This window comes from Streptomyces sp. CA189, from assembly GCF_056428985.1.
Genome location: NZ_JBWJVM010000035.1, coordinates 20,984 through 44,526 on the forward strand (window position 1 = coordinate 20,984; position 23,543 = coordinate 44,526).

At 72.1% G+C, this 23,543-nt stretch carries 16 protein-coding genes and 2 pseudogenes; 10 read left to right on the forward strand and 8 right to left on the reverse strand.

The window, feature by feature from the left end:
• Window positions 1–17 precede the first annotated feature (17 nt).
• The gene (gene meaB, locus AC061S_RS24525; protein WP_478688066.1) at window positions 18–1,022 is read right to left on the reverse strand and encodes a methylmalonyl Co-A mutase-associated GTPase MeaB; all 1,005 of its coding nucleotides are present in this window, start codon (window positions 1,020–1,022) and stop codon (window positions 18–20) included.
• A gap of 90 nt (window positions 1,023–1,112) precedes the next feature.
• The gene (locus tag AC061S_RS24530) at window positions 1,113–2,309 is read right to left on the reverse strand and encodes an acetyl-CoA C-acetyltransferase (protein WP_478688067.1); all 1,197 of its coding nucleotides are present in this window, start codon (window positions 2,307–2,309) and stop codon (window positions 1,113–1,115) included.
• Window positions 2,310–2,446: 137 nt separating this feature from the next.
• Between AC061S_RS24530 and mce the strand changes: the two genes are divergently transcribed.
• Window positions 2,447–2,872, forward strand: coding sequence for a methylmalonyl-CoA epimerase (gene mce, locus AC061S_RS24535; protein WP_478688068.1), 426 nt, complete (start codon window positions 2,447–2,449; stop codon window positions 2,870–2,872).
• Here mce and AC061S_RS24540 read toward each other — a convergent pair.
• Window positions 2,869–4,512: pseudogene (locus AC061S_RS24540) on the reverse strand (nuclease/transposase family protein). The gene mce and the pseudogene AC061S_RS24540 sit on opposite strands and share 4 nt — an antisense overlap.
• A gap of 739 nt (window positions 4,513–5,251) precedes the next feature.
• Between AC061S_RS24540 and scy the strand changes: the two are divergent.
• The 6 genes from scy to AC061S_RS24570 all read left to right on the forward strand — a co-directional run bounded on the left by scy (window position 5,252) and on the right by AC061S_RS24570 (window position 15,014).
• Entirely contained in the window at window positions 5,252–9,841 is a 4,590-nt protein-coding gene (gene scy / locus AC061S_RS24545) for a polarized growth protein Scy (RefSeq protein WP_478688069.1), read from the forward strand.
• Window positions 9,842–10,043: 202 nt separating this feature from the next.
• A complete protein-coding gene (locus AC061S_RS24550) occupies window positions 10,044–10,982 on the forward strand; it encodes a coiled-coil domain-containing protein (RefSeq protein WP_243336252.1) in 939 nt (312 codons plus the stop codon).
• A 73-nt stretch (window positions 10,983–11,055) separates the two neighbouring features.
• Window positions 11,056–12,051, forward strand: coding sequence for an ABC transporter ATP-binding protein (locus tag AC061S_RS24555; RefSeq protein ID WP_478688070.1), 996 nt, complete (start codon window positions 11,056–11,058; stop codon window positions 12,049–12,051).
• A gap of 2 nt (window positions 12,052–12,053) precedes the next feature.
• A complete protein-coding gene (locus AC061S_RS24560) occupies window positions 12,054–12,827 on the forward strand; it encodes an ABC transporter permease (RefSeq protein WP_478688071.1) in 774 nt (257 codons plus the stop codon).
• 136 nt (window positions 12,828–12,963) lie between these two features.
• Window positions 12,964–14,154: an ABC transporter ATP-binding protein gene (locus AC061S_RS24565; RefSeq protein WP_478688072.1), complete on the forward strand. Its 1,191-nt coding sequence runs from the start codon at window positions 12,964–12,966 to the stop codon at window positions 14,152–14,154.
• Window positions 14,151–15,014 (forward strand): ABC transporter permease, encoded by an 864-nt coding sequence (locus AC061S_RS24570; protein ID WP_478688073.1) that lies wholly within the window; start codon window positions 14,151–14,153, stop codon window positions 15,012–15,014. The genes AC061S_RS24565 and AC061S_RS24570 overlap by 4 nt, the downstream gene beginning before the upstream one ends.
• Window positions 15,015–15,035: 21 nt before the next feature.
• Here AC061S_RS24570 and AC061S_RS24575 read toward each other — a convergent pair whose 3' ends face one another.
• Window positions 15,036–15,377 carry an ATP/GTP-binding protein gene (locus AC061S_RS24575; RefSeq protein WP_478688074.1) on the reverse strand — a complete coding sequence of 114 codons (342 nt, stop codon included), beginning with the start codon at window positions 15,375–15,377 and terminating at the stop codon, window positions 15,036–15,038.
• 241 nt (window positions 15,378–15,618) lie between these two features.
• Here AC061S_RS24575 and AC061S_RS24580 point away from each other — a divergent pair, with 241 nt between their 5' ends.
• Window positions 15,619–16,650 carry an LLM class flavin-dependent oxidoreductase gene (locus AC061S_RS24580; RefSeq protein WP_478688075.1) on the forward strand — a complete coding sequence of 344 codons (1,032 nt, stop codon included), beginning with the start codon at window positions 15,619–15,621 and terminating at the stop codon, window positions 16,648–16,650.
• Window positions 16,651–16,789: 139 nt separating this feature from the next.
• On the opposite strand, the gene AC061S_RS24585 is transcribed toward AC061S_RS24580, so the two are convergent.
• Window positions 16,790–17,182, reverse strand: coding sequence for an SCO5389 family protein (locus AC061S_RS24585; RefSeq protein WP_243336246.1), 393 nt, complete (start codon window positions 17,180–17,182; stop codon window positions 16,790–16,792).
• Between the two features lie 220 nt (window positions 17,183–17,402).
• Between AC061S_RS24585 and nucS the strand changes: the two genes are divergently transcribed.
• Complete coding sequence (gene nucS, locus AC061S_RS24590) at window positions 17,403–18,074, forward strand: endonuclease NucS (RefSeq protein ID WP_478688076.1); 672 nt, start codon at window positions 17,403–17,405, stop codon at window positions 18,072–18,074.
• Window positions 18,075–19,406: 1,332 nt separating this feature from the next.
• Here the strand turns inward: nucS and AC061S_RS24595 are convergent.
• The 3 genes and pseudogenes from AC061S_RS24595 to AC061S_RS24605 form a co-directional block, all read right to left on the reverse strand.
• Window positions 19,407–21,233: pseudogene (locus tag AC061S_RS24595) on the reverse strand (ATP-binding protein); the annotation flags it as partial.
• Window positions 21,234–21,437: 204 nt separating this feature from the next.
• Window positions 21,438–21,761, reverse strand: coding sequence for an STAS domain-containing protein (locus tag AC061S_RS24600; RefSeq protein ID WP_243336243.1), 324 nt, complete (start codon window positions 21,759–21,761; stop codon window positions 21,438–21,440).
• A gap of 159 nt (window positions 21,762–21,920) precedes the next feature.
• Window positions 21,921–22,769 carry a 3-hydroxyacyl-CoA dehydrogenase family protein gene (locus tag AC061S_RS24605; RefSeq protein ID WP_478688077.1) on the reverse strand — a complete coding sequence of 283 codons (849 nt, stop codon included), beginning with the start codon at window positions 22,767–22,769 and terminating at the stop codon, window positions 21,921–21,923.
• Window positions 22,770–22,966: 197 nt separating this feature from the next.
• On the opposite strand from AC061S_RS24605, the gene AC061S_RS24610 reads away from it, so the two are divergent.
• Entirely contained in the window at window positions 22,967–23,539 is a 573-nt protein-coding gene (locus tag AC061S_RS24610) for a cob(I)yrinic acid a,c-diamide adenosyltransferase (RefSeq protein ID WP_389691944.1), read from the forward strand.
• The last annotated feature ends 4 nt before the right edge of the window (window positions 23,540–23,543 follow it).

Here is a 23,543-nt window from a genome sequence, read left to right on the forward strand (position 1 = left end):
TCCGGGCGTTCGCCAGTCTATGACCGGCCCACGGGCTCCGCATCCGGTTCCGTCGGTTCCGTCGGTTCCGTCAGGGTCGTGAGCAGCGCGTCCGAGGCCGCGTACGGATCCAGCTCGCCCAGCGCGACCCGTGCGGCCAGCGCCTCCAGGTGGGCGTCGCCGTGCACGTCGGCCAGCCGGGCCCGCAGCGCGGTGATCGCGATGGTTTCCACCTCGCGCGCGGCCCGGGCCGTACGCCGCTGCGCCAGCACCCCGTGCTCGTCCATCCACGCCCGGTGCTTCTCCAGCGCCTCGACCAGCTCGTCGATGCCCGTACCGCGCGCCGCGACCGTCTTCACGATCGGCGGCCGCCAGTCGCCCTTGCCCCGGGACTCCCCCAGGCTGAGCATGTGGTTCAGCTCCCGGGCGGTGGCGTCCGCGCCGTCCCGGTCGGCCTTGTTCACCACGTAGACGTCGCCGATCTCCAGGATGCCCGCCTTCGCGGCCTGGATCCCGTCGCCCATCCCGGGGGCCAGCAGCACCACCGAGGTGTCGGCCTGCGCCGCGATCTCCACCTCCGACTGCCCGACCCCGACGGTCTCGACCAGGATCACCTCGCAGCCGGCCGCGTCCAGCACCCGGATCGCCTGCGGGGCCGCCCAGGCGAGTCCGCCCAGGTGGCCGCGGGTGGCCATGGAGCGGATGTACACCCCGGGGTCGGACGCGTGGTCCGACATGCGCACCCGGTCCCCGAGCAGCGCGCCCCCGCTGAACGGCGAGGACGGGTCGACGGCAAGGACGCCGACCCGCTTGCCGGCCTGCCGGTAGGCGGAGACCAGCGCCGAGGTGGTCGTGGACTTGCCGACGCCCGGGGAGCCGGTGAGGCCCACCACGTACGCGTTGCCCGTGAGCGGCGCCAGCGCCGCCATCACCTCGCGCAGCTGCGGGGACGCCCCCTCGACCAGCGAGATCAGCCGGGCGACCGCTCGCGGCCTGCCCTCACGGGCCTGGGCCACCAGCTGGGGGACGTCCACCGCCGTCATTCTTGCTGCGCTCCTTCGTTCTCGCGGGTCACTCGGGTCCCGCGGGTCTCGTACGGACAGGGGTGCGGGCGGCCGTCGGCCGCCCGCCCGCTACGGGACGCGGACGATCAGGGCGTCGCCCTGGCCGCCGCCGCCGCACAGGGCGGCCGCGCCGACCCCGCCGCCACGGCGCTTGAGCTCCAGCGCCAGGTGCAGCACCACGCGGGCGCCGGACATCCCGATCGGGTGGCCCAGGGCGATGGCGCCGCCGTTGACGTTCACCTTTTCCGGGGTCACGCCAAGGTCCTTCATCGACTGCACGGCGACCGCCGCGAAGGCCTCGTTGATCTCGATGAGGTCGAGGTCCTCGACGCCGAGGCCCTCCTTCTTCAGGGCGTGCAGGATCGCGTTGGAGGGCTGCGACTGGAGCGAGTTGTCCGGGCCCGCCACATTGCCGTGGGCGCCGATCTCGGCGAGCCACTCCAGGCCCAGCTCCTCGGCCTTGGCCTTGCTCATCACGACCACGGCGGCCGCACCGTCGCTGATCTGCGAGGAGGTGCCGGCGGTGATGGTGCCGTCCTTGGCGAAGGCCGGACGCAGCTTGCCGAGGGACTCGACCGTGGTCTCCGCCCGGATGCCCTCGTCCTGCGAGAACACCACCGGCTCGCCCTTGCGCTGCGGGATCTCGACCGGGGTGATCTCGGCCTCGAAGACGCCGTTCTTCTGCGCGGCCGCGGCGCGCTGGTGGGAGGTGGCCGCGAACGCGTCCTGCGGGGCCCGCTCGATGCCGAGGCGGCCGTTGTGCGTCTCGGTGGACAGGCCCATCGGAATGTTCTCGAAGGCGTCGGTGAGACCGTCGTAGGCCATCGCGTCGAGCATCTCGATGGCGCCGTACTTGAAGCCCTCGCGGGACTTCGGCAGCAGGTGCGGGGCGTTGGTCATGGACTCCTGACCGCCCGCGACGACGATGTCGAACTCCCCGGCGCGGATGAGCTGGTCGGCCAGCGCGATGGCGTCGAGGCCCGACAGGCACACCTTGTTGATGGTGAGCGCGGGCACGTTCATGGGGATCCCGCCCTTGACGGCGGCCTGGCGGGCGGGAATCTGGCCCGCACCGGCCTGGAGGACCTGGCCCATGATCACGTACTGGACCTGGTCGCCGGAGATCCCGGCCCGTTCCAGCGCGGACTTGATGGCGAAGCCGCCGAGGTCGGCACCCGAGAAGGACTTCAGCGAGCCGAGCAGTCGCCCCATGGGCGTGCGGGCCCCGGCGACGATCACTGACGTGGTGTTGTTCGTTCCGGACATGGAGCACAGCCCCTTGAAGATGAGGAGTGAACGAGGGTTTACCCGAATGTACTGAGCGGTACCCGTGCCGTCACCGGCGCGTCAGTGTGATCGCGCGCACGTTGCGTAACCGGCTCCGGTAGCGCTGCACTGTGTCCATGCTGACAAGAATCGACCACATCGGGATCGCCTGCTTCGACCTGGACAAGACGGTTGAGTTCTACCGTGCCACGTACGGCTTCGAGGTGTTCCACTCCGAGGTCAACGAGGAGCAGGGCGTCCGCGAGGCCATGCTGAAGATCAACGAGACCTCCGACGGCGGAGCCTCCTACCTCCAGCTCCTGGAGCCCACCCGCGAGGACTCCGCGGTCGGCAAGTGGCTGGCCAAGAACGGCGAGGGCGTCCACCACATCGCCTTCGGCACCGAGGACGTCCAGGGCGACTCGGAGGCCATCCGCGGCAAGGGCGTCCGCGTCCTCTACGACCAGCCCCGCACCGGCTCGATGGGCTCCTCGATCACCTTCCTGCACCCCAAGGACTGCCACGGCGTCCTCACCGAACTGGTCACGAGCAACCGTTCCTAGCCAGTGTGCGTGAGTGGGTCTTGGACCCACTGACGTTTACTGGGCGCATCCCGAACGGTTTTGGATGCGCTGGGTCTCCGCGTTCTCTTCTCGCTCGGCGGCACGTCTCTGGGGGCGTGGTCCGTTGCGGGTGGGCGGTTTCCCTCACGCCCCTGGGTGCCTGGTCCGGCCTGGGCGGTCCGATGCCCCACACGATCGCTCTGGTCGTGTGGGGGCGGTGCCGTCCGACGCCGGATTGGGTGTCCGAGGGCGCGTCGCCCGATCGCGATACCGGCGGCATCGTGACGGGACATCTTTCGACGGGGGGGGTGACCAGCGGCTTTTGCCAGTGCTGGCCTCCCCGCTTGGAGGTGTGGGCGGGATCGACTGCGACGATGGCGAGGCCGTGTTCGGCGGCCATCGAGGCGAGTCGGGCTTTGAGCTTGCCGGTCGGGATGCCGGAAAACAACCTGCCGGAACCGTTTCCTGCGGCCGTGCTTCTCGCGGGTCTTCTCAGCTGTGAAGTCGAGGTCTTCGATCGCTATGGCCTTGACACCGGTACTTTTCGTCCAGTGCAGCAGGCGGGTGAGGGCGTGGCGGATCTGGGCGTCGCGGTGATCAGCGGTGCCGGACAGGTCGTAGCGGAAGCGGTGTGGCTCGCCGATGGGGTTGCCGTGAGAGTCGAGCCGGTAGGCGGCGAAGTGGTCGGCGTTGGTATCGACGCCGACCATGCCGTTCGCGCATGCGGTGGCGAGGGGGATCGTCTGGACGACGGGGCGTTGCCAGGCTGCGGTCAGGTACCAGCGGCCGCGTGTGACGTCGAGGTGGATGCGGTAGGCCACGGCGCGGTTCGCGTCGATGCGGTCGGCCCATTCCGCGCCCCGGTGCGCGAACATGATCCGGGAGGTCAGGACGTACCGGCCGAGCTTGGCGTTGGCCAGGTGCGCGAGCGGGGACGGGAGCTTGATGCTGACCTCGCCGTCGGGGGCGACACGGATCGTCTCGTTCCCGAACCGCTTCCCGGACTCTCCATCAGCGGCGAGAAACCAGCGTTCGGCTTCCCAGCGGGCACGCCACTGCACCTCAGTGAGCTGGGCTTCGGCCAGGTGGTGCCGGCTGTTCACCAACCGCTTCCCACCCCGGACCACACGGACCCGACCGGACCGCCAGTCGGCCACAGCAGCCGCATGCCGCTCTTCCAAGGTCGCGAGGCGGCGGGACTTGTTAAACCACTCGCTCTTGGAGCGGTAGCCTCCCGCGGCACCCTTGGTTCCCTTCTCCCCGATCGGGAGGGCGAGGCGGTGGCGCAGTGTGTGGATGCCTGCGTCCAGGGTCTGGATGTGCGCGGCCTAGCAGCGGCGGGCGAGCGCCCACTGATCGTGGCTGGCTTTGGTGATCGCCCCGGCGATCCGCGACGACGACTCCCCCGTCAGCCCCCGCTTACGGGCCGCCCACGTCTCGGTGGAATGGTCGGGGCCATCCGCGCACCGCTGCTTGAGATCACGGGAAGCCTGAGCACCCTGATGCTCGCCCACCACCCGGAGGACTCCCTCATCCTCGACGCTCAGATGCTTCAGGCGGTCGCGTACCGCCACACCGGACGGACCAAGCGCCACAAACGACGGAGCGATAGTGCGCAACCGCTTGGCCGGATCAGCCATCGCCGACCGCCGCCTTCAGGGCCCTACCCGCCCGCATCCTGGCAGAGCCGTGTCCGCACGAAACCTTCGCCGACTCCTTGAAATTCACACACCCGACCGTAACGACACTCACCCAAATGGACCATCACTCACAAGAGTGGACCAAAGAATCAGCAGCTCCCTACCCAGACCAGTCAACTGCCCATCACTGACGCGACGGGCTTGCCTTACGGCGCGTCACTGGTTGTGGTGCGTCGCCGCGTCTCGTCGTCTCGCCGGTGTGGGGCGACCGAGTTTGCCGGCCCGCAGATTCGCCCTCAGCGTCATATAGGCGTCACACGTCTTCTTGATCACATGCTGGGCGGCCTGCGTGCCCGGCCCCCACCGCGCCTTGATCTCGGCGTAGCGCCGCCTCCTGCGCCGCCGTCGGCAGCTTGACCTGCACCACGAGCCTCACGTCAACGACGGTACGCTGCAGCTCGGACATACATATTCGAACACCGCAAATCGTCGCACCGTGGGTCCGAAGAGGGAGCTGCCACAGGGTCAGAGCCTGGGATACCCGCGAGAGCGCACTGATGTCCCGTTTCCCCGGCCGGTAGAGTGGCTTTGGCTCGGCCGGGGTTCGGTGCGGAGACGGGGTCGGGGCCTGCATCGCCCGACCCGGAATCTGACACCATTCCCCGGGGGCGTCGTTCAGCGGGCGGACGGTGCTCATTCGGTAGTGAGCTTGCGACCAGGGGACGGATGGGACCGCGCTGTGCGGGGCTACGAAAGCCAGGAGAGCCATCAGGCCGAGGCCGACCATCTCTCGCGCTTCGAAGCCGAGATGGAGCGGCTGAAGAAGGAACGCGGGAAGGCCGTCCAGCACGCCGATGACCTGGGGTACCAGGTCGAGGTGCTGCGCGCCAAGCTCCACGAGGTACGCCGCAACCTGGCGTCCCGCCCCGCCTACGACGGCGCGGACATGGGGTACCAGGCGGAGCAGCTGCTCCGCAATGCCCAGATCCAGGCCGACCAGATGCGGTCCGACGCCGAGCGCGAACTGCGCGACGTACGGGCGCAGACCCAGCGCATCCTCCAGGAGCACGCCGAGCACCAGGCGCGCCTCCAGGCCGAACTGCACGCCGAGGCCGTCAACCGCCGCCAGCGCCTGGACCAGGAGCTGAGCGAGCGCCGCCAGACGGTGGAAGCCCACGTCAACGAGAACGTGGCCTGGGCCGAGCAGTTGCGCGCCCGCACCGAGGCGCAGGCCCGCCGGCTCATGGACGAGTCCCGCGTCGAGGCCGAGCAGACCCTGAACACCGCCCGCGCCGAGGCCGCCCGGGTCGCCTCCGAGGCCACCCGCCGGCTCGCCTCCGAGAACGAATCCGCCCGCGCCGAGGCCGAGTCGACGCTGCTGCGCGCCCGCAAGGAGGCCGAGCGGCTGCTGACCGCCGCCTCCGCGCAGGCCCAGGAGGCCACCGAGCACGCGGAGCGGCTGCGCTCCACCACCTCCGCCGAAGCCGAGCAGACCCGCCGCCAGACGATGGACCTGGGCCGGGTCGCCGAGCAGCGCACCCAGGAGGCCGAAGGGGCCCTGCGCGAGGCGCGCGCGGCCGCGGAGAAGCTGCTGGCGGAGGCCAAGGAGAGCGCCGCACGGCAGCTCGCCTCGGCGGAATCCGTCAACGAGCAGCGCACCCGTACGGCCAAGGAGCAGGTGGCCCGCCTGGTCGGCGAGGCCAACAAGGAGGCCGAGACCCTCAAGGCCGAGGCGGAACAGGCGCTCGCCGACGCCCGCGCGCAGACCGAGCGGCTGCGCGCCGAGGCCGGCGAGCAGGCCCGTACCGCGGCGGCCGAGGACACGGCGGCCCAGCTCGCGAAGGCGGCCCGCACCGCCGAGGAAGTACTGAACAAGGCCTCGGAGGACGCCCGCGCCACCACCCGGGCGGCGTCCGAGGAGGCCGAGCGGATCCGCGGCGAGGCCGAGGCGGAGGCCGAGCGGCTGCGCGCCCAGGCCGCGACCACGGCCGATGAGCTCAAGGGCGCCGCGAAGGACGACACGGAGGAGTACCGGGCCCGTACGGTCGAGCTCCAGGAGGAGGCCCGCCGGCTGCGCGGCGAGGCCGAGCAGCTCCGCGCGGAGGCCGTCGCCGAGGGCGAGCGAATCCGCGGCGAGGCCCGCCGCGAGGCGGTCCAGCAGATCGAGGAGGCGGCCCGCACCGCCGAGGAACTGCTGGGTAAGTCCCGGGCCGACGCCGACGAGGTGCGCTCCGGAGCGAACGCCGAGAGCGAGCGGGTCCGCGGCGAGGCCGTCGAGCGCGCCACCACCCTGCGCAAGCAGGCCGAGGAGACCCTGGAGCGGACCCGCGCCGAGGCCGAGCGGCTGCGCGCGGAGGCCGAGGAGGAGGCGGAGTCCGTACGGGCCGAGGCGGACGCCGCGGCGGCCGTGCGGCGCGAGGAGACCGAGCGGGCGCTGTCGGCGAAGCGTGCGGAGGCCGACGAGGAGCTCGTCCGGCTGCACACCGACGCCGAGGGACGCCTGGCGACCGCCGAGCAGACGCTGCGCGACGCCCGGGGGGCCGCCGAGAACATCCGCAAGGAGACCACCGAGGAGAGCGACCGGCTGCGCGCCGAGTCGGCGGAGCGGATCCGCGCACTGCAGACGCAGTCGGAGGCGGAGGCCGACCAGCTCCGCACCGACGCCGCCGAGGACGCCGGCCGGGCCCGCGCGGAGGCCGAGCAGGCCGCGGTGCGGCTGACCGGCGAGGCCGAGGCCGAGGCGGAGCGGCTGCGCTCCGAGGCGCAGGAGACCGCGGACCGGCTGCGCACGGAGGCCAAGGCCGCCGCCGAGCGGGTCGCGCAGGAGGCCGCCGAGGCGCTGGCCGCCGCCCAGGAGGAGGCCGCCCGGCGCCGCCGGGAGTCCGAGGAGACCCTTGCTTCGGCGCGTACGGACGCGGAGAGCGAGCGGGCGCAGGCCCGGGAGGAGAGCGAGGAGCTCCTCGCCCAGGCCCGCAAGCGTTCCGAGGAGGCCACGGCCGAGGCGGTCTGGCTGACCGAGGAGGCCGAGCGGCGCGCGTCCGAGGTGGTCGCGGCGGCCGAGGCCACCGCCCAGCAGGTGCGCGACGCCGTGGCCGGGCTGCACGAGCAGGCCGAGGAAGAGGTCGCGGGGCTGCGCAGCGCGGCCGAGCACGCGGCGGAGCGTACGAAGACGGAGGCCGAGGAGGAGTCCGGCCGGGTCCGCGCCGACGCGTACGCGGAGCGGGAGCGGGCCACCGAGGACGCCAACCGGATCCGCAGCGAGGCGCGCACCGAGACGGACGCGGCGAAGGCGCTGGCCGAGCGGACGGTCGGCGACGCGATCGCCGAGGCCGAGCAGCTGCGCACGGACACCGCGGAGTACGCGCAGCGGGTGCGCACGGAGGCCACCGACGCGCTGGCCGCCGCCGAGCGCGACGCGGCCCGTACGAAGGCCGACGCCCGGGACGACGCCAACCGGATCCGCGGCGAGGCGGCGGAGGCCCTGGAGGCCGCGCGCGCCGAGGGCGGCCGGATCGTCGCGGAGGCGACGGCCGAGGCCGAGCGCCTCACCGAGGAGACCCGCGCGGCGAACGAGGCCACGATCGGCGAGGCGGCGGCGGAGGCGGCGCGGCTCACGGCCGAGGCCGAGGCCGCCGCCGAGGCGACCCGTACCGAGGCCGCGGGCACGCTGGACGAGGCCCGCTCCGAGGCGAACCGGCTGCGCACGGAAGCGGCCGAGCAGGCGGACCGGCTGATCTCCGAGGCCACCACGGAGGCCGAGCGGCACACCGAGGAGACCCGCGCGGCCAATGCGCTGACGGTCGGTGAGGCCGAGGCCGCGGCCGAGGCGCTGCGGGCCGAGGCGGCCGCCGCCCTGGAGCAGGCGAAGGCGAAGGCGGAGCGGCTCACGGCGCAGGCGGCGCAGACCCTGGCCGGGGCCGAGCGGGACGCGACGGGGATCCTCATCGACGCGCGCACCGAGGGCGACCGGCTCGTCGAGGAGACGCGCACGGCCAACGAGGCCACCGTCGGCGAGGCCGCGGCGGAGGCGGACCGGATGCGCGCCGAGGCGGCGCGGACCCTGGACGACGCCCGCGCGGAGGGCGGCCGGATCATCGGCGAGGCCACCGCGGAGGCGGACCGGGTCACGGTCGCGGCGAACGAGACCCTGGCGAGCGCCGAGCGGGAGTCCGAGCGGACTCTGGACGAGGCGCGCGCCGAGGCGGGCCGGATCCGTACGGAGGCCGCCGAGCAGGCGGACCGGCTGGTCGGCGAGGCCGTCGCGGAGGCGGACCGGCTCACCGAGCAGACCCGCAAGGACACCGAGCGCACGGTCGGCGAAGCGGCGAACGAGGCCGAGCGGCTGCGGGCCGAGGCCTCCGAGGCGCTGTCCTCGGCGCAGGAGCACGCGACCCGTACCCGGTCCGAGGCCGAGCGGGTCAAGGCCGAGGCCGCCACCGAGGCGGAGCGGATCCGGGGCGAGGCGCGCAGCGAATCGGAGCGGGTGCTGGACGAGGCCCGCGAAGAGGCCAACAAGCGCCGCAGCGAGGCCGCGACCCAGGTCGACCGGCTCATCACGGAGGCCTCCTCGGAGGCCGAGAAGCTCACCGGGGACGCGCAGAAGCAGGCCCTGGCCGCCACGACGGCGGCCGAGGAGCAGGCGGACGCGATGGTCGACGCGGCGCGCAAGGAAGCCGCGCGGATCGCCTCGGAGGCGACCCTGGAGGGCAACTCCCTGGTGGAGAAGGCCCGTCAGGACGCCGACGAACTGCTGGTCGGGGCGCGCAGCGACGCGTCGGCCATAAGGGACCGGGCGGAGGAGCTGCGCGGCCGCGTCGAGACGGAGGTCGAGGAGCTGCACGAGCGGGCCCGCCGGGAGTCGGCCGAGCAGATGAAGTCGGCCGGCGAGCGCGTGGACAAGCTGGTGCGGGCGGCGACCGAGCAGAGCGTCGAGGCCGACGCGAAGGCCAAGGAGCTGGTGTCGGACGCGAGCAGCGAGGCGAGCAAGGTCCGCATCGCCGCGGTGCGCAAGGCGGAGGCGCTGCTCAAGGAGGCCGAGCAGAAGAAGGCCGAGCTGGTCCGGGCCGCCGAGGGCACTCTCGCGGAGGCGACGGCGGAGGCCGAGCGGCTCGTCGAGGAGGGCCGGCGCGAGCTGGAGGTACTCGTGCGCAGGCGCGAGGACATTCAGGCGGAGATCTCCCGTGTCCAGGACGTTCTTGAGGCGTTGGAATCATTCGAGGCGCCTTCGGGTGGCGGAAAGCCCGGGGTCGGCGGCCAGGGCGCGGGGGGCGTGAAGGCCGGTGCGACAGCGGGTTCCACTCGTTCGGGTGGCAAGACGTCAGAGGGCTAGTCAGCACGCTCGACTCTGTGCCCCTGATGGAGGTTCAGGCGAACGAGTGACAAGCATTCTGTCGCCTTGCCACTCAAAAGGGGTGTCATTGTCCAGATCAAACGCGGATTGACTCGATGACACGCCGTCCTGGCGCCTAGGATTCCCCTTAACACCTAACACCTCGCGTAGCACCTCATCGGTCTCATTCGACAGGAACCCCATGAGCGACACATCCTCCCCCTTCGGCTTCGAGCTCGTGCGGCGTGGTTACGACCGCGGTCAGGTGGACGACCGCATCACCAAGCTGGTCTCCGACCGTGACAGCGCCCTCGGACGTATCAACTCTCTGGAAAAGCGGATCGAGGAGTTGCACCTCGAGACGCAGAACGCCCAGGCTCAGGTGAACGACGCCGAGCCGTCGTACGCCGGTCTCGGCGCCCGGGTCGAGAAGATCCTGCGCCTGGCCGAGGAGGAGGCGAAGGACCTCCGTGAGGAGGCCCGTCGCGCGGCCGAGCAGCACCGCGAGCTCGCCGAGTCGGCAGCCCAGCAGGTGCGCAACGACGCCGAGTCGTTCGCCGCCGACCGGAAGTCGACCGCCGAGGACGAGGGCGTTCGGATCGTCGAGAAGGCCAAGGGCGACGCCGCGTCCCTGCGCACCGAGGCCCAGAAGGACGCGGCCTCCAAGCGCGAGGAGGCGGACGCGCTCTTCGAGGAGACCCGCGCCAAGGCCGCCCAGGCCGCCGCGGACTTCGAGACCAACCTGGCCAAGCGCCGCGAGCAGTCCGAGCGCGACCTGGCCGGCCGTCAGGCCAAGGCCGAGAAGCGTCTCGCGGAGATCGAGCACCGTGCCGAGCAGCTCCGCCTGGAGGCCGAGAAGCTCCGTACGGACGCCGAGCGCCGCGCCCGCCAGACCGTGGAGACCGCGCAGCGCCAGGCCGAGGACATCGTGGCCGACGCCAACGCCAAGGCCGACCGGATCCGCAGCGAGTCCGAGCGCGAGCTGGCGGCGCTCACCAACCGCCGCGACTCGATCAACGCGCAGCTCACCAACGTCCGCGAGATGCTCGCGACGCTGACGGGTGCCGCGGTCGCCGCCGCCTCCGCGCCGATCGACGACGAGCCGGTCACCCGCGGCGTTCCGGCGCAGCAGAGCCGCTAGTCACCAACTGCCGAGGGCCCTTCGTCACCCGTGAGAGGTGGCGTGGGGCCCTCGGGCGTTCTAGCGTGGCGGAATGATCGAGCTTGAGGGCCTTACGAAACGATTCGGCGCGAAAACCGCCGTGGACAACCTCAGCTTCCAGGTCAGACCGGGGGTGGTCACCGGCTTCCTCGGCCCCAACGGGGCGGGCAAGTCCACGACCATGCGCATGATGCTCGACCTCGACAACCCGACCAGCGGTACGGTCCGGATCGACGGGAAGCACTACCGGGACCTGCCGGAGCCGCTGAAGTACATCGGGGCACTGCTGGACGCGAAGGCGATGCACGGCGGCCGCAGCGCGTACAACAACCTCCTCTGCCTTGCGCAGTCGAACCGGATCCCCGAGAGCCGGGTCGCGGAGGTGTTGGACCTGGTGGGGCTGACGCCCGTCGCCAAGAAGAAGTCGAAGGGATTCTCGCTGGGTATGGGCCAGCGGCTCGGCATCGCCTCCGCGCTGCTCGGCGACCCGGAGATCCTGATGTTCGACGAGCCCGTCAATGGTCTGGACCCGGAGGGAATTCTCTGGATCCGCAATCTTATGAAGGGGCTCGCGGCGGAGGGAAGGACGATCTTCGTTTCTTCCCATCTGATGAGCGAAATGGCCCTGACCGCAGAGCATTTGGTCGTCATCGGACAGGGAAAACTGCTGGCCGACCTGTCCATGGCGGATTTCATCCAGCAGAACTCCCGCAGTTACGTGCGCGTCCGCACGCCGCAGCAGGAACGGCTGAAGGACGTCCTGCACGGGGCCGGGATCGACGCGATCAGCGTCCCGGCCACCGGCGCCCTGGAGATCGACGGCGTGGAGTCGGAACAGCTCGGCGAGCTCGCCGCCCAGCACCAGATCGTGCTGCACGAACTCAGCCCGCAGCGGGCTTCACTGGAGGAAGCGTTCATGCGGATGACGGCGGACTCCGTCGAGTACCACGCCCACGCACCGGGCATGGCCCCCGACAATCCGGCCCGGCCGGCCGACGTCCCCGCCTGGGGCGCCGGCTACGAAGCGACGCGCAAGGGCGGCGAGTAACCATGTCCTCCTTCCCCGCCATCCTCCAGTCCGAGTGGACCAAGATCCGCACGGTCGCCTCCACCAGCTGGACGCTCGCCCTCGTCTTCCTCGTCACCGTCGGGTTCGCCGTGCTCTTCAGCGCCACGTTCGACCCGAACGACCTGGACGCGGCCCAGCGGGCCGCCTTCGACCCCACCGCGACGAGCCTCAGTTCGATGGAGCTTGGGCAGCTGGCCATGATCGTCTTTGGTGTGCTGGTCGTGAGCACCGAGTACAGCACGGGCATGATCCGCACCTCGCTGGCCGCCGTACCCCGCCGGGAGCACTTCCTGCTCGGCAAGATGGCAGTCGCGACTGCGCTGGCCCTGGTCGTGGGGCTGCTGACCAGTTTCGTGTCGTTCTTCCTCACCCAGGCGCTCCTCGGTGACCTCGGCATCGGGATCGGCGAGGAGGGCGTGCTGCGCGCCGTGACCGGCGCCGGCCTGTACCTGGCGCTGCTGGCCCTCTTCTGCATGGGCGTGGCGGCCATGCTGCGCAGTTCGGTCGCTGCCATCAGCGTCCTGGTCCCGTTCTTCCTGATCGTCTCGAACCTCCTCGTGGGTTTCGAGGCGACCCGTACGGTCGGCCAGTACCTGCCGAGCATTGCCGGGGGGAGGATCATGCAGGTCGTGCCCGACGCCCTCGGGTCCTTCGAGACCCCGTACGGCCCGTGGGGCGGCTTCGGGATCATGGTGCTGTGGGTACTCGCCGCGGTGGCCGGAGGCCTGCTGGTCCTCAAGAAGAGGGACGCCTGACGTACTACGGGGGATCCCCGGGTCGGTTCTCAGGGGTAGCTCAGGGTCCGGGACGACGTGGAACCGCAAGGGACTGGATATCCTCTTAACCCTTACGCGGGCGAGAGTCGTCCCGGCCTGGCAAGGGGCAGCAAAGATGATCGAGGCAGTCGGCCTGACCAAGCGCTTCGGCGCGAAGACCGCTGTCGACGACCTTTCCTTCCAGGTCAAGCCCGGTCACGTGACGGGATTCCTGGGGCCCAACGGCTCCGGGAAGTCCACCACCATGCGCATGATCGTCGGCCTGGACCGGCCCACCGCCGGCCAGGTCACGATCAACGGCCTGCCCTTCCGCGAGCTCGCGAACGCCCAGCGGCACGTCGGGGCCCTGCTCGACGCCAAGGCCGTCCACGGCGGCCGCCGGGCCCGCACCCACCTGCTGTCGATCGCCCAGCTCTCCGGGATCCCCGAGAAGCGGGTGGACGAGGTGCTGGGCGTCGTGGGACTGCAGGACGTGGCCCGGCAGCGTGCCAAGGGGTTCTCGCTCGGCATGGGCCAGCGGCTCGGCATCGCGACCGCCCTGCTCGGCGACCCCCAGGTGCTGCTCTTCGACGAGCCGGTCAACGGCCTCGACCCCGAGGGCATCCTCTGGGTCCGCAATCTGATGCGCCGGCTCGCCTCCGAGGGCCGCACCGTCTTCGTCTCCTCCCACCTCATGAGCGAGATGGCGCTGACCGCCGACCACCTGATCGTGATCGGCCGGGGCCGGCTGCTCGCCGACATGGGCACCCAGGACTTCATCACCCACAATTCGGCCGGATTCGCCCGGGTCCGCACGGCCGACACCGACCCGGGCGGCTGGGACACCCTCGGCTCCGTCCTCACCAAGGCGGGCGGCCGGGTCCTCCGGGAGCCCGCCGGGGCGCTGCGGGTGACCGGGCTGGAGCTGCCGCAGATCTCCGACCTCGCGCACGCGGCCGGCGTACGGCTGTGGGAGCTGTCGCCGCACCGGGCCTCGCTGGAGGAGGCCTACATGCGGATGACCCAGTCCTCCGTCGAGTACACGTCCACCGAGGACCCGCGCGCAGAGCTCTGGGAGCCCGAACCGCTGAGCGTCCCGAAGTGGGAGGAAGAAGAGGCGGCCGAGGCCCTCCAGGTCCCGCAGGCGGGCTTCTTCGCGCCCCCGCCGCCCGGGACCGGCGGCCGGCCGTTCCTGATGCCCGGGAGCCCCGGTGAGCTCGCCGGCCCCGAGACCGAGCGCCCGCCCGGGACCGGGCACTCCCCCGGAGCCACGCACTCCCCCGACCCCGTACGCACCCCCGCGCAGAAGCCCGAGGACACCCGATGACCGCCCCGACGACCGCGACCGCCGGGGACCAGGGCCCGGCGGGCTACACCTCGCCGCTGCCGGCCCCCCGGCCGCACCTGGGGCACGCGCTGGCCTCGGAGTGGACGAAGCTGACCTCGGTGCGCTCCACGATGTGGACGCTCGGCTCGCTGGTGCTGCTCGTCGTCGGCATCGGCGGCACGGTCATCGTGCAGACCCGGTCCCTGGACTACGAGCAGATGCCGTTCATCGCCCCCGCCCTCTTCGGACTGCTGGTCGGGCAGCTCGCGGTGATGGTGCTCGGAGTGCTGACGATCACCTCCGAGTACGGCACCGGCCTGGTCCGCACCACCTTCACGGCGGCCCCCGACCGGTACCGGGTGCTCACCGCGAAGTACCTCGTCTTCGGCCTCACCGCGTTCCTCACCACCGCCGGGTCGGTCTGCCTGGTGGGGCTGGCCGCGTCGATCCTGCGCGACGGCCCCGACGCCGGGCCGCACCCGCCTTCCGAGTGGGCCTCCGGGCTCGTGGGCAGCCTGTACGTCACCCTGCTCGGGGTACTGGCCCTGGCGGTCGGGGCGCTGGTGCGGCACTCGGCGGGGGCGATCGCCGTGATGCTCGGCGTCGTCACGCTGCCGCCGGTGATAGGGGCGGTGCTCAGCATCTGGGAGGCCGTCGCCCCGGTCGGCCGGACTCTGCTCCAGTACAACGCGCCGGTGGCGATGATGGAGCTGTTCGGCATGCCGACCAACACCGCCTCCGACCCGGCGGCCGGCGAGATGGTGATCCCGGGCAGCATGAGCCACATGGCGCTGATCCTGGTGGTGACGGGCGCCGCGATCGCCGCCTCGTACGTGGTGGTCGGCCGCCGGGACGTCTAGGCCGCTGCCGGCCGGCGCCGGTTAGTACTTGGGAGCGTTGCGGGACCGCTGCACCTTGGAGGCGCGGCGGTCCTTCGCGTTCCAGCAGGCCTTGTGCCAGTGCCGGCGGTCGTCGACCCCGCCGTACTCGGGCCAGGCCACCAGGTGCGGGGTGCCGGAGGGGATCTCCTGGTCGCAGCCGGGGCAGCGGTAGCGCTTGCCCGCGGCGCTCGCGCCCGCGACGTGCCGGACCTTCCAGTCCTCGCCCTGGTACTCCTCCGTGCGCTCCAGGCCGTACCGGTCCAGACTGCCCGGGCCCGAGCCCTGGTCCGAACGATCGGCTGGATTCTCGCCGCCCCTGGGGCGGTTGTGGCGCGGTGACACGTATACCTCACGGATGGGCGGACGGCAGTGACTTTCTCCCAGACTACGCGCAGCGAGACCGGGTACCCGCAGGGTGGCCGAAGACGACCGTAGTACTGGGCGGCCGGTTGGCGCGACTGGCCTGACAATCCCAATAACTTTCCGGTCAGGCCGTGCCTTTGGCACGTGTCAGACGTTGTTGCCAATGAGGAGAACGGTCCGCCTGGGGGAGGCCGCGTCAGCCGCGAGGAGGCTAAAGGCGATGCGCGTAGGAGCATTTGTACTGGCTGCCCAGTTCCCGGGCCAGGGACAGGGCGAGGCACTGCACCGGGCGGTGCGGACCGCCGAGGTGGCCGAGGAGGCCGGACTCGACTCGGTCTGGCTCGCCGAGCACCACTTCGTCCCGTACGGGGTCTGCCCGTCCGCGGTGACGCTGGCGGCCCTGATGCTGGGCCGCACCCGGCGGCTGCGGGTGGGCACGGCGGTGAGCGTGCTGCCGAGCACCCACCCCGTGACCCTGGGCGAGCAGGCGGCCCTGCTGCACCTGACCTCGGAGGGGCGGTTCACCCTGGGGGTGGGCCGGGGCGGTCCCTGGGTGGACCTGGAGGTCTTCGGCGGCGGGCTCGACGCGTACGAGAACCGCTTCCCGGAGGACCTGGACCTGCTGCGCCGCTGGCTGAGCGAGCCGCGCGTGGGTGCGCCCGGGGCCGAGGCCGGCGGCCGGCACGGCTTCCGCGAAGTGGCCGTCGTACCGCGGGCGTCGGAGGCGCTGGACGGGGACGGTACTGGGCCGGAACTGATCGTCGCCTGCACCTCTCCCGGCTCGGTACGGCTGGCCGCGGAGCGCGGACTGCCGATGCTGCTGGGCATGCACTGCGGGGACGAGGACAAGGCCGCCATGGTCGAGCTGTGGCGGCGTACGGCGCGGGCCGCGGGGCATTCGCCCGAGGCCGGCCACGTGTCGGCCGGGGTGTGCCAGCTGGCGGACCGGACTGCCGACGCCCGGGAAACGCTGCTGAAGGCGATGCCGGGCTGGCTCAAGCAGGGCCTGGACGCACACGTCACGGTGGACGGACGGCAGCGGGCGATGCGCGACCCGGTCGCGTACACCGAGCTGCTGTGCGATCTGCACCCCGTGGGCACGCCCGAACTGGCGGCAGACCGGCTGGCGGCCACGTCGGAGCGTACGGGCATCACGCGGTTCGCCCTGCTGACGGAGGGATCGGGCGACCTCGCCGCGACCGAGGAGAACCTCCGGCGACTCGGCGCCGAGGTGGTCCCCCGGCTCGGCTGAGACCAGGGCTGCCGCTCCGTTGGCACCGGAGCGGCAGCGAGGTACCGGTCGTGCGGCGATACGGTCGTACGGCGGTGCGGAGGTGCTGGTCGTGCGGAGGTGCTGGTCGTGCGGTCGTGCCGGTGGTGCGGTCTTCCTGCTAACAGTCGCGCATTTCGGGCGACTGGTTGAGCAGCTGACCACGGATCGAAGTGAACTTGGCCAGCCGGTCGTCCACCGAGGAGTCCAGCGGGAACACCGCTACCCGGTGGCAGTTCTGGAATGCCAGGCGCACTCCGAAGTGGCGCTGCAGCGCACCCCGTATCGCGTCACTCGCGAGGGCGCGCAGCAGCTGGCCACGCGCCTGCTCGTCCGGCGGCGGCGTCTGGTTGTCGGCGAACTGTCCGCCGTCCACCTTGAGCTGGGCCACCAGCGAGCTGATCATCTCCCATGCGTAGGGCAGGGAGGTCCGGACGCAGTCGACGAAAGCGGCTTCGTCGACCTCGCCTCGCTCGGCCTGTTCGAGTAGGGCCGGTGAGACGTCGAGCGACATGGGTTCTCCTCTCGCGACTCCGGCCGATTGGGTTGCCGGAGCCTTACGGGCAGGGAGGGAGATCGCGACGCAGTGTGCACGTGTCGCAACCTCCCGCTCACCACGGTAGGCGCCCGGTGGGTACCGCACCAGGAGAATGCGCATACAACGCGCCATCCTCGAACGGGGCTTTCGGGGGCGAATCGCGTGCAGGCCCGTCGGTCGAGTAGCGTTGCCGACCATGCGTCTCGTCATTGCCCGCTGCTCCGTCGATTACGCGGGCCGGCTCACCGCCCATCTGCCCTCGGCACCCCGTCTGATCCTCGTGAAGGCCGACGGCAGTGTCTCGATCCACGCGGACGACCGAGCGTACAAACCGCTCAACTGGATGTCGCCGCCGTGCACCCTCAAGGAGGGGACCGGTGACGACGCCGGCGTCTGGACCGTCGTCAACAAGGCTGGCGAGAAGCTCATCATCACCATGGAGGAAGTCCTCCACGACTCTTCGCACGAACTGGGGATCGACCCGGGTCTGATCAAGGACGGGGTCGAGGCCCACCTGCAGGAGCTCCTGGCCGACCGGATCGACACCCTCGGCGAGGGCTACACGCTGATCCGCCGCGAGTACATGACCGCGATCGGGCCGGTCGACATCCTGTGCCGGGACGCCTCCGGCGCGACGGTGGCGGTGGAGATCAAGCGCCGCGGCGAGATCGACGGCGTCGAGCAGCTCACCCGCTACCTGGAACTCCTGAACCGCGACCCGCACCTGGCACCGGTCAAGGGCGTCTTCGCGGCCCAGGAGATCAAGCCCCAGGCCCGCGTCCTGGCGAACGACCGCGGCATGGACTGCGTCGTCCTCGACTACAACGCGATGCGCGGCATCGAGGACGACAAGCTCCGCCTGTTCTAGGCGGCGGGGCGGGGCGGCGGCGACTGCCGGCCGCCCCGGCGGCGGGGGGACGGGCCCTCAGGGGGCCGTGTTCTCCGTCCCGCCCGTGCCGCCCGTGCCGCCCGTGGTGGTCTCCGGTTTCTCGGTCGGCTCCGTGTGCGTGGCGCTCGGCGACACGGAGACGGACGCGGAGGGGCTCGATGAAGCCGGCGGGGTGCTCTCCGACGGGGCCGAGCTCGTCGCCGACGACGGAGGCGGGTTCGCCGGGCTCGACGTCTGCGGGGTCGACGTCGGCTTGGCCGAAGGGGACTTGCGCGGCGACGGGGTCGTGCCCGGCGCCTGCGTGGTGGGGGACGAGGCTTCCGGCTCCGGCGAGGGAGCGTTTCCGCTCGGATCGGGAGTGCTCGGCTGCGACTGCGCGTCCTCCGAGCTCGGGGCCGTGGAGACCGCCGGCGCCTGCGCCGGCGGCGCCTCGTCCTCGGTGGTCATCGCCAGTGCGACCACCGTGCCCAGCACTACGACGGTCACCGCCCCGGCCGCGGCCAGCAGCAGCGGCTTGCGGCCGGCCTTCGGCTTCGGCTCGGGCAGCGCCCTGGGCGCGGGGGCCGGCTCGGGGCTGAGGGGGAAGGCGTCCTCGAACACCTCGGCCAGGGTCGAGGGCGCGACGGAGCCCGCCGGCGCCACCGCGGGCACCACCGTCGTGAAGGCGTCCTGAGCCCGCGTCGCCGCACGCTCGGACGCCGGGGCGGCGAGGGCCTTCGACAGGGTCGCCCGAGTCACGGGGGGCGAGGGGACCACCGGAGCAGTGAGAGCCCCGGGAGCGGACGGCGTCCCCGGGCCGACGGGAGCACCGGGAGCACCGGCCTCCGGCAGAGTCCCGGCAGCACCGGCAGCCGACGGGTTCCCGGCAGCACCGGCAGCACCGGGGGCGCCCGGAACCCGGGGACCCCCAGGAAGCAACGGAGCCCCGGCAGGCCCAGGAGCGCCGGGAGCAAGCAGAGCCCCGGGAACCCCAGGAACCCCAGGAACAAGCGGAGTCCCGGCAGCACCGGCAGTCGGCAGAGTCCCGGCAGCACCGGCAGCACCCGGAACCCGGGGACCCCCAGGAAGCAGCGGAGCCCCGGCAGCCCCAGGAACGCCGGGAGCAAGCGGAGTCCCAGGAGCCCCGGCAGCCCCAGGAACACCGGGAGCAAGCGGAGTCCCAGGAGCTCCGACGGCCCCCGGACCGCCGGGAATCCCGGGGAACAGCGGGGCCTCGGCAGCCCCAGGAGGCAGCGGAGTCCCGGCAGCGCTAAGAAGCCCGGCAGCACCAGCAGCCTCGGGAGCCCCAGGAATCCCGGGAAGGCCAGGAGCCGCCGGAGTCCCGGCACCGCCCGGAGCCGGCGGAAGGCCCGGACCGCCGGGACCCGACGGGACAGCAGGGGCACCAGGGGCACCCGCGACCGGCACCCCGCCCAAGGCCCCCGCGGCCGGCTGACCCGGCCCCGCCGGCCTCGCGACTCCCCCGCCCGCAGCCGCAGCCGCGGCGGGCGGAGCCAGTCGCAGCGGCGGCGATACCTGGACCTCCGCCGCCTCCCGGTCGGTGACCAGGGCCAGTGCCCGACGTCCGGCCACGGTCCCCCGCTTGTCGGCCAGCGCGCCGCGCAGCCCGATCGAGGCCTCCAGCTCGGCCCGCGCCCGGTCGAGCCGGCCCTCGCACAGGGCCAGTACGCCCAGCTCGTGGTGGAAGTACGCCTGCTCCGCGACCTCGCCGGCCTTCCGCGCGGCCTCCGCGCCCGCGCGCAGCACCCGCTCCCAGGCCTCCCAGTGCAGCGAGGCCGCGAACGCCGGGGCCGCCGTCCGGGCCAGCAGTACCGCGGCCACCACATCGGCCCCGGCCAGCGCCGAGAGCACCGCGTCGGCCTCCGCCGCGACATGCTCGGGGCTGACCGAGGTGTGCCCGGTCCACCAGGCGTAGTGCCGGGCGGCCGTACGGGCCTCCTCGGCCGCGGTGTCCCCGTAGCCGGTCTCCTCCAGCTGTCGTACGACCCCCGCGGCCAGCCGGTAGCGCGTCCCGACGGGGCTCAGCAGCCCGCAGTCGAGCAGTTCCGAGACGGCCGTGTCGGCGTGGGTGTCGCCGACCAGCGCGGGCAGGTGCGCGTGGTGCGGCAGCTCCCCGCCCAGGGCGCAGGCGATCCGTAGCGCGGCCCGCGCCGACTCGCTGACCCGCGAGGCGAGCAGCTCCGCCGGGGCGGCGCCCTCGGCCAGCGTCGGCAGCGGCACGAAGACGGTGTCGCGCGGCTTCTCCTCGAAGACGCCGGGCTCCTCGTCCTCGTCGTCCTCGTCGAAGAGGCCGGTCCGGTTGAGCTCGTCGCGCTGCCGCAGCAGCGCGGCGGCCTGCACGAAGCGCAGCGGCAGCCCCTCGGAGGCGAAGGTCAGGTCTCCGGCCCAGGCGGTTTCCTCGTCCGTCAGCGCCCGTCCGGTGCCCGCTTCGAGCAGGGCCGTGCAGTCGGCGCGGGCCAGCCCGCCGAGGAAGACCTCTTCGAGGTGCGAGTCGTCGGAGGGGGCCCGGGTGTCGGGGGTGGCGGCCAGCAGGTACGCGCACTCCGGCGTGGCCCGCAGCAGTTCGTCGAGGGCGGTGCCGCCCATGTCGAGGTCGTCGACGAGGACGACGGCGCCTATCTCCGCCACCCGGGCGAGGAGCCCGGCCCGGTCGGGGCGTTCGGCCGGAGCCTCGTACACGGTGGCGTACAGCGCCTGGAGCAGCTCGCCGGGCTGCTGGTGTCCGTGCCCGCAGAGCCGTACGACCCCGTCGGGCGCGAGGTCCGCGCAGGCCTCGGCGACCGCGTCGAGGAGCGCCGTGCGCCCGGATCCGGGCGGCCCGGTCAGCCGTACGGAGCGGCCGCGCGCGAGGAGGCGTACGAGGCGCTCGCGCTCCTCCTCGCGGCCCAGCAGGGGCCGCGCACCGGCCGGGGCGCCCGGCGGTACGGGGGGCCGCGCGGCGGCGGCACGGGAGGCGCGGGCGGCGGCGGTGCGCTTGACGGGGGCGGGGGCGGGTTCGCCGCCGGGGCGGTGCGTCTTGACGATCTCGCTGCCGTCGACGGGGTTCACGGTGAGGGTGAGGTCCCCGGAGGTCAGTGTCACCACGCGCGCCGGCCGCTCCGCCGGATCAGCCTGCCCCTGTGTGCTGCTGCGGTCCATGACCAAGTCCCCCGATCGCGCCGTGCGCCGTCGTCCCGCCCGGCCTTCGCACACGCCGCTGTCGCTACTGGTCCGGTTTCCGCCCGAACCCTAGACCGTGCCCGGCGGGGCGGGAACCGCAGGGGTGCCTTCACCACCGGACCGTTACGTTTGCGCGGGCCCCGTGAATCAGGCCTGGTCGACACGTGAACGGCCCCGGGGGCGTCACGCGCGCGGCAGCGACTCCGCTTCCAGTCCGCCCTCGATCGCGAGGATCCGGTGCAGCCGGGTGGCCACGAGCAGCCGCTGCATCTGGGGCGGGACCCCGCGCAGGACGAGCCGCCGGCCGGTCCGGCCGGCCCGGCGGTGGGCGCCCATGATCACGCCGAGGCCCGTCGCGTCCCAGGAGTCGAGCCCGGTGAGGTCCAGCACGAGGTCGCCGTGACCGTCGTCCAGGGCGGTGTGCAGGACCGTACGGGCGTCCGCCGCGCTGCGCACGTCGAGGCGACCCCCGACAGCGAGTTCGGCGTGGTCGCCCCTGATGTGCATGTGTACTCCCGGCAGCGCGGTACTGATTGCGTATGGTCCGACTGGTCCGTGGTCGGCAACTCTCACTACAACTGACTGCCTTGGGGGCAGGGAAGTTGCCGACCGTGAGCGAACCGATACCTAATTCACCCTGTGGGGTGCAGGCATTCGAACTGACGCTCAGTGCTTGTAGAAGCCCTGACCGCTCTTCCGGCCGATGTCGCCCGCGTCCACCATGCGGCGCATCAGCTCCGGCGGCGCGAACTTCTCGTCCTGCGATTCCGTGTAGATGTTGCTGGTGGCGTGCAGCAGGATGTCGACGCCCGTGAGGTCCGCGGTGGCCAGCGGGCCCATCGCGTGCCCGAAGCCGAGCTTGCAGGCGATGTCGATGTCCTCGGCCGACGCGACGCCCGATTCGTACAGCTTCGCGGCTTCGACGACCAGCGCGGAGATGAGACGGGTCGTCACGAAGCCGGCGACGTCGCGGTTGACGACGATGCAGGTCTTGCCGACGGACTCGGCGAACGCCCGGGTGGTGGCGAGGGTTTCGTCGCTCGTCTTGTAGCCGCGCACCAGCTCGCACAGCTGCATCATCGGGACGGGCGAGAAGAAGTGCGCGCCGACGACCCGGTCCGGGCGCTCCGTCACGGCCGCGATCTTGGTGATCGGGATGGCGGAGGTGTTGGAGGCGAGGATCGCGTCCTCGCGCACGAGCTTGTCGAGCGCGCGGAAGATCTCGTGCTTGACCTCGAGCTTCTCGAAGACGGCCTCGACGACGATGTCGGCGTCGGAGACCGCTTCCAGCTCGGTGGTCGTGGTGATGCGGGCGAGCGCGGCTTCGGCGTCCTCGGCCGTCAGCTTGCCCTTGGCGACGAACCTGTCGTACGAGGCCTTGATCCCGTCGGTACCGCGCGTCAGAGCGGCGTCGGTCACATCGCGCAGCACGACGTCCCAACCCGCCTGAGCGGAGACCTGCGCGATTCCGGAACCCATCAGTCCGGCACCGATGACGGCGAGCTTCCCAGCCACTGCACACCCCACGTTCTTTCCTAGGACACGGCCTCGGATACGGCACAGCCTCGTTCGTTCTCCGGCGGAGACTAGCGTCCACGAGGGGCGGAGTGACCGCGAAGTAACACGCGTCACGTCTCAGATGACGGACATCACACCGGGACGGCCCAGCAGTGCGACGGGGGGCCGCAGTTGGTCCGCACTAGGCTTGCGGCATGGTGAACCTCACGCGCATCTACACCCGCACCGGCGACAAGGGCACGACCGCGCTCGGCGACATGAGCCGCACGGCCAAGACCGATCTGCGGATCTCGGCGTACGCCGACGCCAACGAGGCCAACGCGGCCATCGGGACGGCGATCGCGCTCGGCTCGCTGCCCGCCGATGTCGTGAAGGTCCTGGTCCGGGTGCAGAACGACCTGTTCGACGTGGGCGCCGACCTCTGCACCCCGGTGGTCGAGAACCCCGAGTACCCGCCGCTGCGCGTCGAGCAGTTCTACGTGGACAAGCTGGAGGCCGACTGCGACCTCTTCAACGGCGAGCTGGAGAAGCTCCGCAGCTTCATCCTCCCCGGCGGCACCCCCGGCGCGGCCCTCCTGCACCAGGCCTGCACGGTGGTCCGGCGCGCCGAGCGCTCCACGTGGGCGGCCCTGGAGGCGCACGGCGAGGTCATGAACCCGCTGACGGCCACGTACCTCAACCGCCTCTCCGACCTCCTCTTCATCCTGGCCCGCACGGCCAACAAGGAGGTCGGCGACGTCCTGTGGGTCCCGGGCGGCGACCGCTAGAACG